At 68.4% G+C, this 14,150-nt stretch carries 12 protein-coding genes; 10 read left to right on the top strand and 2 right to left on the bottom strand.

What is annotated here, in order from left to right; translation table 11 throughout:
- Position 1: 1 nt before the first annotated feature.
- From nuoL to ACQ86G_RS25140, 8 genes are all read left to right on the top strand, one after another.
- Positions 2-2,056, top strand: coding sequence for an NADH-quinone oxidoreductase subunit L (nuoL, locus tag ACQ86G_RS25175; protein WP_431257857.1), 2,055 nt, complete (start codon positions 2-4; stop codon positions 2,054-2,056).
- A gap of 18 nt (positions 2,057-2,074) precedes the next feature.
- Positions 2,075-3,544 (top strand): NADH-quinone oxidoreductase subunit M, encoded by a 1,470-nt coding sequence (locus ACQ86G_RS25170; RefSeq protein WP_331615279.1) that lies wholly within the window; start codon positions 2,075-2,077, stop codon positions 3,542-3,544.
- Between the two features lie 12 nt (positions 3,545-3,556).
- Positions 3,557-5,038: an NADH-quinone oxidoreductase subunit NuoN gene (nuoN, locus tag ACQ86G_RS25165; RefSeq protein ID WP_431257856.1), complete on the top strand. Its 1,482-nt coding sequence runs from the start codon at positions 3,557-3,559 to the stop codon at positions 5,036-5,038.
- Between the two features lie 74 nt (positions 5,039-5,112).
- On the top strand, positions 5,113-5,448 hold the full coding sequence (locus ACQ86G_RS25160; protein WP_431257855.1) for a DUF2818 family protein: 336 nt from the start codon (positions 5,113-5,115) through the stop codon (positions 5,446-5,448).
- A complete protein-coding gene (locus tag ACQ86G_RS25155; RefSeq protein ID WP_431257854.1) occupies positions 5,429-6,088 on the top strand; it encodes an NUDIX domain-containing protein in 660 nt (219 codons plus the stop codon). The genes ACQ86G_RS25160 and ACQ86G_RS25155 overlap by 20 nt, the downstream gene beginning before the upstream one ends.
- Before the next feature lie 12 nt (positions 6,089-6,100).
- On the top strand, positions 6,101-6,646 hold the full coding sequence (locus ACQ86G_RS25150) for a DUF1178 family protein (protein ID WP_431257853.1): 546 nt from the start codon (positions 6,101-6,103) through the stop codon (positions 6,644-6,646).
- A 196-nt stretch (positions 6,647-6,842) separates the two neighbouring features.
- On the top strand, positions 6,843-8,462 hold the full coding sequence (gene ggt / locus ACQ86G_RS25145) for a gamma-glutamyltransferase (protein WP_431261492.1): 1,620 nt from the start codon (positions 6,843-6,845) through the stop codon (positions 8,460-8,462).
- Positions 8,463-8,577: 115 nt separating this feature from the next.
- A complete protein-coding gene (locus ACQ86G_RS25140) occupies positions 8,578-9,636 on the top strand; it encodes a hypothetical protein (protein ID WP_431257852.1) in 1,059 nt (352 codons plus the stop codon).
- A gap of 65 nt (positions 9,637-9,701) precedes the next feature.
- Here the strand turns inward: ACQ86G_RS25140 and ACQ86G_RS25135 are convergent, their stop codons facing one another.
- Positions 9,702-10,037 (bottom strand): HAD family acid phosphatase, encoded by a 336-nt coding sequence (locus tag ACQ86G_RS25135; RefSeq protein ID WP_431257851.1) that lies wholly within the window; start codon positions 10,035-10,037, stop codon positions 9,702-9,704.
- A complete protein-coding gene (locus ACQ86G_RS25130) occupies positions 10,004-10,717 on the bottom strand; it encodes an HAD family acid phosphatase (protein WP_431257850.1) in 714 nt (237 codons plus the stop codon). Before ACQ86G_RS25130 ends, ACQ86G_RS25135 begins: the two co-directional genes overlap by 34 nt.
- Positions 10,718-10,837: 120 nt before the next feature.
- Here ACQ86G_RS25130 and ACQ86G_RS25125 point away from each other — a divergent pair, with 120 nt between their 5' ends.
- Complete coding sequence (locus ACQ86G_RS25125; protein ID WP_431257849.1) at positions 10,838-12,526, top strand: P-loop NTPase fold protein; 1,689 nt, start codon at positions 10,838-10,840, stop codon at positions 12,524-12,526.
- Positions 12,523-14,118, top strand: a complete 1,596-nt coding sequence (locus ACQ86G_RS25120) for a P-loop NTPase fold protein (protein WP_431257848.1) — start codon at positions 12,523-12,525, stop codon at positions 14,116-14,118. The genes ACQ86G_RS25125 and ACQ86G_RS25120 overlap by 4 nt, the downstream gene beginning before the upstream one ends.
- Positions 14,119-14,150 lie beyond the last annotated feature (32 nt).

Raw genomic sequence — 14,150 nt, 5'->3', positions numbered from 1 at the left:
AATGTCTGCAACACTCTCTCAGAACATGCTGCTGGCGGTGCCCCTGGCGCCGCTCGCCGGCGCCATCGTGGCGGGCCTGTTCGGCAAGCAGGTGGGCCGCCGCGGCGCCCACGTGGTGACCATCCTCGGCGTGCTGGTGGCGCTGATCATCTCGGTGATGACGCTCAACGCCGTGCTCGACGGCGCGCGCTTCAACCAGACCGTCTACGAGTGGATGGTGCTGGGCGGCCTGAAGATGGAAGTCGGCTTCATGATCGACGGCCTGTCCGCGATGATGATGTGCGTGGTGACCTTCGTCTCGCTGATGGTGCACATCTACACCATCGGCTACATGGAGGAAGACCCCGGCTACCAGCGCTTCTTCAGCTACATCTCGTTGTTCACCTTCAGCATGCTGATGCTGGTGATGTCCAACAACATGCTGCAGCTGTTCTTCGGCTGGGAAGCGGTGGGCCTGGTGTCCTACCTGCTGATCGGCTTCTGGTACACGAAGCCCACGGCGATCTTCGCCAACATGAAGGCCTTCCTGGTGAACCGGGTCGGCGACTTCGGCTTCATCCTGGGCATCGGCCTGCTGGTCGCCTACGGCGGGTCGCTGAACTACACCGAGACCTTCGCCAAGTCGGCGGAACTGGCCAAGATCGGCTTCGCCAATCCCTTCGGCGCCGAGCCGTGGATGATGCTGAGCGTGGCCTGCATCTGCCTGTTCATCGGCGCGATGGGCAAGTCGGCGCAGTTCCCGCTGCACGTGTGGCTGCCGGACTCGATGGAAGGCCCGACCCCGATCTCGGCGCTGATCCACGCGGCGACCATGGTGACGGCCGGCATCTTCATGGTGTCGCGCTTCAGCCCGCTGTTCGAGCTGAGCGACACCGCGCTGAACTTCGTCCTGATCATCGGCGCGATCACCGCGCTGTTCATGGGCTTCCTGGGCATCATCCAGAACGACATCAAGCGCGTCGTCGCGTACTCCACGCTCTCGCAGCTGGGCTACATGACGGTGGCGCTGGGCGCCTCGGCCTACTCGGTCGCGGTGTTCCACCTGATGACGCACGCGTTCTTCAAGGCGCTGCTGTTCCTGGGCGCGGGCTCCGTGATCATCGGCATGCACCATGACCAGGACATCCGCAACATGGGCGGCCTGCGCAAGTACATGAAGGTGACCTGGATCACCTCGCTGCTGGGCTCGCTGGCGCTGATCGGCACGCCGTTCTTCTCGGGCTTCTACTCGAAGGACTCGATCATCGAGGCGGTCCACGCGTCGCACCTGCCGGGCGCGAGCTTCGCGTACTTCGCGGTGGTGGCCGGCGTCTTCGTGACCGCGTTCTACAGCTTCCGGATGTACTTCCTGGTCTTCCACGGCAAGGAGAACTTCCATCACAAGCCGTTCCCGGGCGAGCACGATCATCACGACGATGATCACCACGGCGACGGTCACGACCACACGCCGCATGAGTCGAAGTGGGTGGTGACGGTGCCGCTGGTGCTGCTGGCGATCCCGTCGGTGCTGATCGGTTTCTTCACGATCAAGCCGATGCTGCACGGCGACTTCTTCAAGGATGCGATCTTCGTGAACCACGAGGTCCATCACGCGATGACCGAGCTGGGCGAGGAGTTCCACGGCGCCTTCGCGATGGCCGAGCACAGCCTGGGCACGCTGCCCCTGTGGCTGGCGGTCGCCGGCGTGGCGGTGGCCTACTGGTTCTACATGATCAGCCCGGCCATCCCGGCCGCCTTCGCGCGGATCTTCCGCCCGATCGTGACGATCCTCGAGAACAAGTACTACATGGACTGGTTCAACGAGAACGTCCTGGCCCGCGGCGCGCGCGCGCTCGGATCCGGCCTGTGGAAGGCCGGCGACCAGGCCGTCATCGACGGCGTGCTGATCAACGGCTCGGCGCGCACGGTGGGCGGATTCGCCGGCCTGGTGCGGCTGGTCCAGACCGGCCACCTGTACTGGTACGCGCTGGTGATGATCCTGGGTGTCGTCGGTCTGATGACCTGGCAGCTGTGGCCTTACATGGGGCCCCAATTCAAGGCCCTGTTCGGCCTCTGACGCGGGCGGAGAATAAGAATGTTGCTAAGTCTCTCCATCTGGCTGCCCATCGTCTGCGGTGGCCTCCTGCTCGCGCTCGGGCGCGACAACAATGCCGGCGCGGTGCGCTGGATGGCGCTGGTCGGCGCCGTGCTGTCCTTCCTGGTGACGTTGCCGCTGATCAGCGGCTTCGACAACTCGACGGCGGCGATGCAGTTCGTCGAGGTCGCGACCTGGATCCCGCGCTTCAACATCCACTACCACCTGGGCGTGGACGGCATCTCGATGTGGTTCGTCCCGCTGACGGCCTTCATCTCGATCATCGTGGTGATCGCCGCCTGGGAAGTGATCGACACGCGGGTGCACCAGTACATGGGCGCCTTCCTGATCCTGTCGGGCCTGATGATCGGCGTGTTCTGCGCGCTCGACGGCATGCTGTTCTACGTGTTCTTCGAGGCCACGCTGATCCCGATGTACATCATCATCGGCGTCTGGGGCGGACCTCGTCGCGTGTACGCGGCCTTCAAGTTCTTCCTGTACACGCTGGCCGGCTCGCTGCTGATGCTGATCGCGCTGCTGTACCTGTACAGCCAGTCGGGCAGCTTCGAGATCCTGCTGTGGCACAAGCTGCCGCTGCCGATGTCGGCGCAGACATTGCTGTTCTTCGCCTTCTTCGCGGCCTTCGCGGTGAAGGTGCCGATGTGGCCGGTGCACACGTGGTTGCCGGACGCCCACGTGGAAGCCCCGACGGGCGGCTCGGTGGTCCTGGCGGCCATCATGCTGAAGCTGGGCGCCTACGGCTTCCTGCGCTTCTCGCTGCCGATCGCGCCTGACGCCGCGCGTCACTACGACTGGTTCATCATCGGCCTGTCGCTGATCGCGGTGATCTACATCGGCCTGGTGGCCATGGTCCAGCGCGACATGAAGAAGCTGGTGGCCTACTCGTCGGTCGCCCACATGGGCTTCGTGACCCTGGGCTTCTTCATCTTCAACGAGCTGGGCATCGCCGGCGGCCTGGTGCAGATGATCTCGCACGGCTTCGTGTCGGGCGCGATGTTCCTGTGCATCGGCGTGCTGTACGACCGCGTGCATTCGCGTGAGATCGCCGACTACGGCGGCGTCGTCAACACGATGCCCAAGTTCGCGGCGCTGGCGGTGTTCTTCGGCATGGCCAACTGCGGCCTGCCGGCGACGGCCGGTTTCGTGGGCGAGTGGATGGTGATCCTGGGCGCCGTCGGCCACAACTTCTGGATCGGCCTGCTGGCGGCCACGGCGCTGATCTTCGGCGCGGCCTACACGCTGTGGATGATCAAGCGCGTCTACTTCGGCGCGGTGACCAACGACAACGTGCGCAACCTGACCGACATCAACGGCCGTGAGTTCCTGATGCTGGGTGTGCTGGCGATCGCGACGCTCTACATGGGCGTGTACCCGAAGCCGTTCACCGACGTGATGCATCAATCCGTCGACGCGCTGCTCAAGCACGTCGCGGTGTCCAAGATCCAATAAGGGCCCAACACAATGAACGACATGAACTGGGTCGCGGTCTATCCCGAAATCCTGTTGCTGGCGCTGGCCTGCGTGGTCGCGCTGGTGGACCTGTTCGTCACCGATCCGCGCCGCACGACGACCTACTGGCTGACGCAGCTCAGCCTGGCGGTGGTCGGCGTCATGCACTTCGCCGCGATGGGTGACGTGCCCACCGAGACGATGCAGGGCATGCTGGTCGTGGACCCGCTGAGCCACCTGCTGAGCGGCACCAGCGCCATCGCGCTGATCATCACGCTGGTCTACGCACGTCCGTACGCCGAGTCGCGCGACATCCTCAAGGGCGAGCTGTTCACGCTGAGCCTGCTGGTGCTGCTGGGCGTCAACGTGATGGTGGCGGCCAACAACTTCCTGACCACCTACCTGGGTCTGGAGCTGATGAGCCTGTCGCTGTACGCGCTGACGGCGCTGCGTCGCGATCACACGATCTCGACCGAAGCCGCGATGAAGTACTTCGTGCTGGGCGCGCTGGCTTCGGGCTTCCTGCTGTACGGCCTGTCGATGATGTACGGTGCCACGGGTTCGCTGTCGATCCCGCGCGTGTTCGAGGTCATCTCGACCGGCACCGTCAACAAGGGCGTGCTGGTGCTGGGCGTGGTCTTCGTCGTCGCCGGCCTGGGCTTCAAGCTGGGCGCCGCGCCGTTCCACATGTGGGTGCCGGACGTCTACCAAGGCGCGCCGACGGCCGCGACGCTGCTGATCGGCGGCGCGCCCAAGCTGGCCGCGCTGGGCATGACGCTGCGTCTGCTGGTGGAAGGCATGCTGCCGCTGGCGACCGACTGGCAGCAGATGATGCTGGTGATGGCGGTGGCCTCGCTGGTCGTGGGCAACCTGGCCGCGATCGCGCAGAGCAACCTGAAGCGGATGCTGGCCTACTCGACCATCTCGCAGATGGGCTTCGTCGTGCTGGGCCTGGCCTCGGGCGTGGTGAACGGCCAGCCGGACATGCATGCGCTGAACGCCTACAGCTCGGCGATGTTCTACGCCATCAGCTACGTGCTGACGACGCTGGGCAGCTTCGGCCTGATCATGCTGCTGGCGCGCCAGGGCTTCGAGTCCGAACAGATCAGCGATCTGGCCGGCCTGTTCAAGCGCAGCCCGTGGTTCGCCTTCGTCATGGCGATCTACATGTTCTCGCTGGCCGGCATCCCGCCGATGGTGGGCTTCTACGGCAAGCTGGCCGTGCTGCAGGCGATGGTCACGACGGGCCAGTCGCTGTACCTCTGGCTGGCGGTGATCGCGGTGCTGCTGTCGCTGGTCGGCGCGTTCTACTACCTGCGTGTCGTCAAGGTCATGTTCTTCGATGAGCCGACCGACCACAGCCCGGTGACGGCCCCCGCGGACGCCCGCGTGGTGATGTCGCTGAACGGCGCCGCGGTGCTGGTGCTGGGCCTGCTGCCGAGCGGCCTGCTGGCGCTGTGCAGCCAGGCCGTGACGCGCGCGCTGGCGCACTGAGCGGCGGCAGGGCAGGAGACCCCCACCCACCGTCGAATCAACGTCGAATCAACGTCGAAGAGAGAGCACGACCCATGGATCAAGGCGTTTCGGTCTGGATGGTGCTGGTGGTCGCGCTCGTCGCGGCCAACCTGCCTTACGTGAGTTCGCGCATCCTGCTGGTCGGGCCGCGCCGCGATCCCAAGGCCGGGGGCTGGCGCCTGCTGGAGCTTTTCCTGCTGGCGCTGCTGACGCTGGTCGTGGGCTTCGGCCTGGAGTCCACGCAGGGCCAGCGCTTCCCGCAGGGCTGGGAGTTCTACGCCGCCGCGCTGGCGATGTTCGTGACCTTGGGTTTCCCGGGTTTCGTGTGGCGCTACCTGCGCCGCTCGCGGGCCAAGGTGCGAGAGTTCGATGACGAAGAAGCTGCCTGAAGCGAACCGGCCCGACGACGACGGCGTGATCGGCATCCCGCCGGCGGACGATGGTGACGAGCATCTGCGCGAAACCGCGCTGTCCTCCGACTGGATCCTGCGGGGCAATTTCCTTCAGGTGAAGCGCGACCGCGTCGCGCTGCCCGATGGCCGGGAGGCCACGCGCGAATACATCCGCCACCCCGGCGCTGCGGTGATCGTGCCGTTGTTCGACGACGGTCGCGTGCTGCTGGAACGCCAGTACCGCTATCCGCTCGGTCGCGTGGTGCTGGAGTTCCCTGCGGGCAAGCTGGATCCGGACGAGAGCCCGCTGCGCTGCGCGGTGCGGGAGCTGTTCGAGGAAACCGGCTACCGCGCCCGCGAGTGGGCCTACGCCGGTGTGCTGCACAACGCGATCGCCTACTCGGACGAGCGCATCGAGATCTTCTTCGCGCGCGGCCTGATCGCCGGCGAGCGGCAACTGGACGAGGGCGAGTTCCTCGACCTGCTGCCGGTGACCGAGGACGAGCTCGACCGCATGGCCTGCGACGGCCGTGTCACCGATGCGAAGACCTTGATCGGCCTGCAGTGGCTGCAGCGCTGGCGGGCCGGCGCATGGCCATTGGACTGGATGCCGGCGGAAGAAGCCTCCAGCCGCTAGCATCGGCCCATCATGCTGGTATTGAACCTGGCCTGCGAGACCGGCCATGCCTTTGAAGGCTGGTTTGCGTCCGCCACCGATTTCGAGTCGCAACAGGAGCGCGGTCTGTTGAGCTGCCCGCTGTGCAACAGCGTCTCCGTGCGGCGGATGCCGAGCGCGCCGCGCTTGAATCTCTCTTCTGCCGCGCAGCCCCAGGCGGCAAAGTCCGCGAAGGCTGCGCAAGCCGCAGAGGCTGCCCAGGCTGCCGAAGCCGCAAGGACGCGCGCGACGGAGACATCGGCGAAGCTTCCCGCAGGACCGACGACGTCGGAGGGCGTGCCCCCGATCGCGATCGAGCTGCAGAAGCAGGTGATGCAGGCGGTGCGTACGCTGATGGCGAAGACCGAGGACGTCGGCGACCGATTCGCCACCGAGGCGCGCCGCATCCATTACGGTGAAGCCGAGGAGCGCGGCATCCGTGGCCGCGCGACGCCGGACGAGGCGCGCGAGCTGGCGGACGAGGGCATCGACATCGTCGCACTGCCGGTGCCCGACGCGCTGAAAGACCCTCTCCAGTAACGACCTGACGCCTCTTGGGATTGCGGGCGACACCGCCGCGGGTGTCGAATGCGCCGGTCGCATCTCTTGAGGAATCAGGTTCATGAAGACTTTCCGATTGCTGGTCTGCGCCGCGGCGGTGACCGCGTCCTTCGCCTTCGCGCCGGTGGCGCCCACGTATGCCGCCTCGGCCGCGCCGGTGGCCGCGCAGAACGGGATGGTGGTCACGGCCCAGCACCTCGCGACGCGCGTCGGCGTCGACGTGCTCAAGGACGGCGGCAACGCCGTCGATGCCGCGGTGGCGGTGGGTTACGCGCTCGCGGTCGTGTACCCGGCGGCGGGCAACCTGGGCGGTGGCGGGTTCATGACGATCCAGCTGGCCGACGGGCGCAAGACCTTCCTCGACTTCCGCGAGAAGGCGCCGCTGGCCGCGACGGCCAACATGTACCTCGACAAGGACGGCAACGTCGTCAAGGGACTGAGCACGCACGGCCACCTCGCGGTGGGCGTGCCCGGCACGGTGTCGGGCATGGAATACGCGCGGGAGAAGTACGGCACGATGAAGCGCCCCGCGCTGATCGCGCCCGCGATCGCGCTGGCGGACCGCGGCTTCGCGCTGGAGCAGGGCGACGTCGACATGTTCCAGACGGCCAGCAAGGACTTCGAGGCTGACCCGGCCTCGGGCGCGATCTTCCTGAACAAGGGCAGGCCCTTCCAGGCCGGCGACAGGCTGGTGCAGAAGGACCTCGCCAAGACGCTGCGCGAGATCGGCGCCAAGGGGACGGACGGCTTCTACAAGGGCTGGGTGGCCAAGGCGCTGGTGGACTCCAGCCAGGCGGGCAAGGGCATCCTCACGCAGGCCGACCTGGACCAGTACCAGACGCGCGAGCTGCCGCCGGTGGAATGCGACTACCGCGGCTACCACGTCGTCTCCGCGCCGCCGCCGAGCTCGGGTGGCGTGATCATCTGCGAGATGCTCAACATCCTGGAGGGTTACCCGCTTCGCCAGCTCGGTTGGGGCTCGGCGCAGGGCGCGCACTACCAGATCGAGGCGATGCGGCATGCCTACGTCGATCGCAACAGCACGCTGGGCGATCCGGACTTCGTGAAGAACCCGCTGCAGCGGCTGCTGGACAAGACCTACGCGGCGAAGATCCGCGCGGCCATTGATCCGGCGAAGGCGGGCGTGTCCATGGACATCAAGCCCGGCGTCGCGCCGCATGAGGGCAGCAACACGACGCACTACTCGATCGCGGACAAGTGGGGCAACGCGGTGTCGGTGACCTACACGCTGAACGACTGGTTCGGTGCGAAGGTGACGGCGGCGAAGACCGGGGTGCTGCTCAACAACGAGATGGACGACTTCACTTCCAAGGTCGGCGTGCCCAACATGTACGGGCTGGTGCAGGGCGAGGCCAACGCGATCGCGCCCGGGAAGCGGCCGCTGTCGTCGATGAGCCCGACCATCGTGACCAAGGACGGCAAGCCGGTGATGGTGGTCGGCACGCCGGGCGGCAGCCGCATCATCACGGCGGTGCTGCAGACCATGCTCAACGCGATCGACTTCGACATGAACGTGCAGGAGGCGGTGGACGCGCCGCGCTTCCACCAGCAGTGGCTGCCGGACGTGACCAACGTCGAGCCCTATGCGTTCTCGCCCGACACGCGCAAGGTCCTGGAGGGCATGGGCCACAAGCTGGGCGCGCCGCATCCGGCGAACCACCTGGCGGCGATCATCGTCGGCGCGCCGTCGTTGAACGGCAAGCCGGTCGGGAACAACCGCTTCTACGGCGCGAATGATCCGCGACGCAACACCGGCCTGGCGGCCGGGTATTGAGCCGGGCGCCGACCCCGACCCCGACCCGCGCCTGCGGGGCAAGTCCTGACCCTCCCGCGATGGGAGAGCCGGCACAATCCCTCCCCAAAATCAATCGGTTCTTGGGGAGGGAGTCATGGCGGTTCAAGCATCGCGCGGCGGTCGCGCGCAGGGGCAGGGGCGCGCAAGCGCGCGTGCCGGTCAGGGGCAGTTCGGCGGCCGGCTGCTGCTGGGCCTGAGCTTCGTGGCGATCGTCGGTGGGGGCGCGTACTACGCGATCTGGAAGACGCGCTCGCTGCAACGCGACATGACCGCGACCGACCTGCCGATGTGGGCGGGCATGGGCCTCGGCTTCGCGGTGATCGGCTATGCGATCCTGTCGGCGCTGCGCGTGCCGTCGACGCTGCGCGTGCCGTCGACGCTGCGCGTGCTGCTGGCCGCGGCGATCTGGGCGGGGACCTTCGGCGTGCAGTCGCACCGCTCATTGGAAGACCCCCGGCTGATGAGCGAGAGCGTGGACAAGGCCGTCCCCCTCATGCTCGCGGCGGACGCTGGCGAGGCCGTCACGCCGGAGCGCATCAAGGCGGCGAAGATCGGCTCGCTGGAGCCGTTCATGCTGGCGCTGATGTCGGCGGTCCATGAGAACGACCGGCTGCTGCTGCGCCACGAGGCGCAGTGGCGGGAATTCCCCGTCAAGACGCTGCTGGCGCCCGAGGCGCTCGCGACCGCGGCCCAGCGGGAAGAGGTGCGTGGTCGGATGGCGGCGTTCATGGCCGACGTCGACGGCCACCAGCGGTTGAGCATGGCCACGATAGACCGGCAGGTCGAGGCGACGCGCGCCGCGCTCAAGAACCTGGCGCCCAAGTACCAGGCCAAGTTCGGCGATCTGCTCGACATCCACGATCGCTCGCGGCAGGAGTACACCGCGCTGACGGACGCGGAGCGAGACCTCGCGGTGCAGTCGACGGCGCTGCTGGGGTTGCTCGACGCGCAGTCGGGCCACTTTGCGCTCGTGCGTCAACCGTCGCTGCATCTGCAGTTCAACGACGAGCTGACCTTGCTGGAGTTCCGCAAGGCGTCCGGCCGCGTGACCCGCGCGTTGGACAGGATCCGGGAGTTGCGCAGCAAGAACGCGCGGGAGACCGTGAACGCGGTCAAGCGGACGCAGGCGCTGGAGGCGCTGCAGGCGCGCTGAGCCTGCTCGTCGGGGGGCGAATCCAGGCGTGAGGCGTCATTGCGAGGGCAGGTCGCCCGGCGCACCTAGGGCGAGGCTGACGCGGGACCTGCCGGTTCGGCAACGGTGGGCCCGCTCCACGGCTTCAACGCCTCGTAGCGCTGCGGCAGCGTGAGCGCATCGCCCCACGACCCATAGGTCGGATTGGGAATCGGGACCCACGAACGTCCCCAGCGTGGCTCGTGCGCCGTTGCGTCGTACTTCGCGCGCGGCACGAAGTCGTTGAGGTCGTCGCCGACGAGCATCGCGATGCGGTGCGTGCGCGCGACCGCGTAGCGTCGGGCGCTCTTGTCGGCGTCGGACCATTCGATGCGGTCGCGGCGCAGCATCAGGTCTTCCGGCGCGACGGCGCGGCCCAGCACCTGCGCCAGGTTCGCGAGCGTCTGGGCCTTCTGCGGACAGGCGACATGGAAACCGTCCGGACCGTAGGACCCCTGGAGGGGCAGGTCCGGTTGGTGATGAAGACGACGCGGAATCCCAGCCGGCGGGCCTCGGCGATGAACCCGGGCGCGCCCGGGATCGCGGTCGCCTGCGCGGAGGCCACCCAGGCGCCCCAGGACGCGCTGTCATAGGGCCGGCCGGCGCGGATCCGCCAGGCTTCGTAGGGCGAGTTGTCGACCACCGTCTCGTCGACGTCCAGCACGATCGCCGGCGGCTTGCGGGTGAAACCGCCTTGACCGGCCTGCTCCAGGGACGCGGTCTCCCGCGTGGCCTTGCGGGCGGCGGGAAGGCGGGCGGTCGCGGCGCGGTAGACCGCGAGCGTGGCCGCCCGCCGCTCCACCGCGGTCTGGAACCACAGGGTGGCCGTCACGCCTTCGCGACCGACGATCGGAGGCGCCTCCGCGGGCGCCGACGCGGCCATCACTGCGGCCGACGCGGCCGACGCGGCTGACGCGGCCGACGCGGCCACTGCGGACTCGGCGGCCATCGCGGTTGACGGGACCATCCAGGCCATGACGGTCATCGCCCCCAGTGCGCCCATGGCCGAGAGGGCGATCAGCGCGGGGCTTGTGAGGCGGGAGCGGGTCGCTGCGAGGCGCATGCCGGGACTTTCTCGGTATCGGAATGCGCCGATTGTCCGGCGGTCCGGCGTCATACGGATTGATGATGCGCGCCCGCGTGGCGCGGGATATACGGCCACGTGGCTAACTGGTCTCCCGCCATGCAAGCTCCCTCCGCCGGCTCGCCCGCGACCCATCGGCGCGGCGGCCGTGTCTGGCTGTGGATTGCCGTCGTCTGGTGCGCGTTCGCCACCGCCGTGGCGCTGTGGCAGCCGCCGGGGCCCGTGGGCTCGGCGATGCCGGTCACGCGCGTGGAGCACAGTCTCTGGGACTGGTGGCGTCTGCCGGTCGAGCGCCATGCCTTCCTTCGACTTCCCGACCTCCGCGGACCATTCACCTCCATGGCCGTCGGCGTCGGCGGCGACCGCTGGTGGCTCCTGGGCAACCAGGGCGCCTCGGTCGAAACCGTCGACGGCGGCACCACCTGGCACCAGGTGGACGGCGTCGGGCCGTCGGAGCCCACCGGGACAAGGCGTTTGCAAGACCTCACGATCGACGGCGCCCGCATGGTGATGAGTGAAACGGGACGCCTGTCCGTCTTTGTGCCGGACAGGCCTGGCTGGTCCAGACCCCTGGTCGCCTTCCGGTCTGAAGTCGACGAGACACGTGCCTGGGCATTGGGCGACAGCGGCAACCTGATCATGTTCCGGGACGACCCCTTGTCCTGGTCGCTGGTGACCCGGGGCGCGCTGGACGCGCTGACGAGCGTCGGTTTTTCGGACGACGGACAGCGGGGTTGGACTCTCGGCGCCAGCGGCACGGTGTTGAGGAGCGAAGACGGCGGCAGCTCCTGGCGGCGGCAGCCGACGGGTTCCTCGACTGGCTTGAGTCTGTTGCACGTCAGCGCCGACGGCATGAAGGCTTGGGCCGGGTACGCGGACGGCAAGCTCGCCTTCGAGACCCTCAACGGAGGCGCATCCTGGGAGCCCGGCGATTTCACCTCGCCGGACGCGCAAGCGGCGATGGTGCGTCCTCGTGCATCGCTGCGGCCGCCGATGCCGCTGCCCTGGGGTGTGCGCTCCGGCTACATCGGTGCGGACGGCCTGCGCGGCTGGGCCGTCGGCGACGGGGGCCTCCTGCTGACCACGCGCGACGGCGGCCGCAGCTGGACCGATCCCCGCCGCTACGCGCGTTATCCGGCGCCGTGGTACTGGCTGGCGCTGCTGCTGTCGGTGCCGATGTTCCTGCGCGCGTGGCGGCACTTCACGCAGGCGCACCAGGCCGTGATCGGCATGGCCGACACGCCGGCCACCGACGCGGCACTGACCGACCCGCGGCAGGATCGGCTCAACTTCGAGCCGCTCGCCGCAGGCATCTCCCGCTTCCTGCGCAATCCGGCGACCGAACCGCCGTTGACGCTGGCGATCACCGGCGACTGGGGCTCGGGCAAGAGCTCGTTGATGGGGCTGATCTGCGCGGACTTGCGCGAGCACGGTTCCCGGCCGATCTGGTTCAACGCCTGGCACCACCAGAAGGAGGATCACCTGTTCGCCGCGCTGCTCGGCGCGCTGAGCAAGCAGGCCCCGCCGCCGTGGCTGAGCCTCGACGGCATCGGCTTCCGGCTGCGCCTGCTGTGGGTGCGCTCGCGCAAGCACTGGGTGTTCACGCTGCTGCTGTGCACGGCGGTGGCGGCGCTCGTCACCCTGCACCTCGGCATGAACGACGCCGTGGCGGAGACGCAGCGGCTGCGCCAGCTCGGCGACCTGCTGACGTCGCTCGGCGGGTGGGGAGCGCGAAGCCCGATGCGGCATCGGCCGGCGCGACGACCGCGTCGATGGCCGCCTCGATGAGCGCCGCGACCGCGCCGCCCGTGCCCTGGGCCGGCTGGCTCGCGCTGCTGACGGTCGCCGGCACCACGCTGGCCGCGCTGCGCAAGGCGCTGACGGCCTTCGGCGCCGATCCGGCGGCGCTGCTGGCCGGCGGGCTTCAAGGCATGAAGCCCAAGCTCGCCGCCGAGCAGAACAGCTTCCGCACGCGTTTCGCCGAGCAGTTCGGCGAGGTCTCGCAGGCCTTGCCGGAGCGTGTCGTCGTCGTCATCGACGACCTCGACCGCTGCCGGCCCGAGGCGGTGCTCGAGATCATGGAGGCGGTGAACTTCCTGACCTCCTCGGGGCAATGCTTCGTGCTCTTCGGGATGGCGACGGACAAGGTGCAGGCGGCGCTGGCGATCGCGTTCGAGCGCATCGCCAAGGAACTGGCCAGCGGCGCCGGCGGTGAGAAGGATCCGGAGGCCGCCGCGCGCAAGCAGCGCCGCGACTACGCGGCCAACTACCTGCAGAAGCTGATCAACCTCGAGATCAAGGTGCCGACCGAGCAGTCGTACGAGGCGTGGCGGCTGCTCACCGACGATCCGGCGACGGCGAAGCCGCCCTCCTGGCGGGGTCAGGCGACCGACGGGCTGCGTCGTCATGCGATGGGGCTGGCGCTCGCGCTGTCGGTGGCTGTCGGCGTGAGCCTGGGGGTGCTGATGCGTCCCGACGCATCGCAGGCGGCGTACGAACGCACGGCAGCGCCCGCGCCGTCATCGGCAGCGGCGTCGTCGTCATCACCCGCGCCGTCGATGGCGTCGACGGCAAGCGGCGCGTCCGGTGCCGTCGTCTTCCCCGGACTCTCGGCGTCCGATCCGACGCTGGCCTGGGGCACCTCACCGGACCAGCCGCCGACTCGGGTGCTGGTGCAGTCCGGTCAGGAAAGTCACGCGGACGAATGGATCGCCGCGGGGGTGCTCGCCATCGGCGCGGCGCTGGCGGGCCTGCTGCTCTGGCGCGTCGCGAGCCGGCGCCATCGCGAGGCGACGGATTCGAAGGACTTCCGCGATGCGCTCAAGGTCTGGACCGAGCTGGTCCGCGAGGCTGCGCACACGCCGCGCGCGGTGAAGCGCTTCGGCAACAAGCTGCGCTACTTCGAGATGCTGCAGCAGGGCCAGGAGCGGGATCGCACGCTGCTCGACGAGCTCCGGGCGCGGCTGCGACGCTTCACCGCGAAGCGCGATGACACGGGGACGGTGGTGGAGACGCCGCGCGGAGAGCCGAACCGCCGCATTGCCGCACCGCAGCTCGTGGCGCTGGGCGCCTTGCATGAGGCCTTCGGGCCGGGCTGGCTGTCGCGCTTCGATGCCTCTCTCAAGACGAGCCTCGGCAATGATTTCCCGACCTTCTCCGATGCCGAGGACGCCCGGCTGGTCGACGCCGCTGAAGCCTTCATCCGGCAGCACACGGCGCTGTTCGACACGGGATGGCCGCCAGGCCGCGACGAGGTCGAGGTCTTCTCCCGCCTGCTCGACGGCATCCGCATGCCCGGCGAGTCGGAGGAACTCGACATGCGCCGGCCGTGGGTATCGCCGTCCGTATCGCCGTCCTCCGTTCGTCCCGATGTGAAGTGACCGGCCGCCGGCCCGTGACGGGGCCGGCGCGA

The sequence above is a fragment of the Roseateles chitinivorans genome, from assembly GCF_050632145.1.
In the GTDB taxonomy this organism is placed as follows: Bacteria; Pseudomonadota; Gammaproteobacteria; order Burkholderiales; family Burkholderiaceae_C; genus Roseateles; species Roseateles chitinivorans_B.
This window is presented reverse-complemented; position numbering and strand designations above follow the sequence as displayed.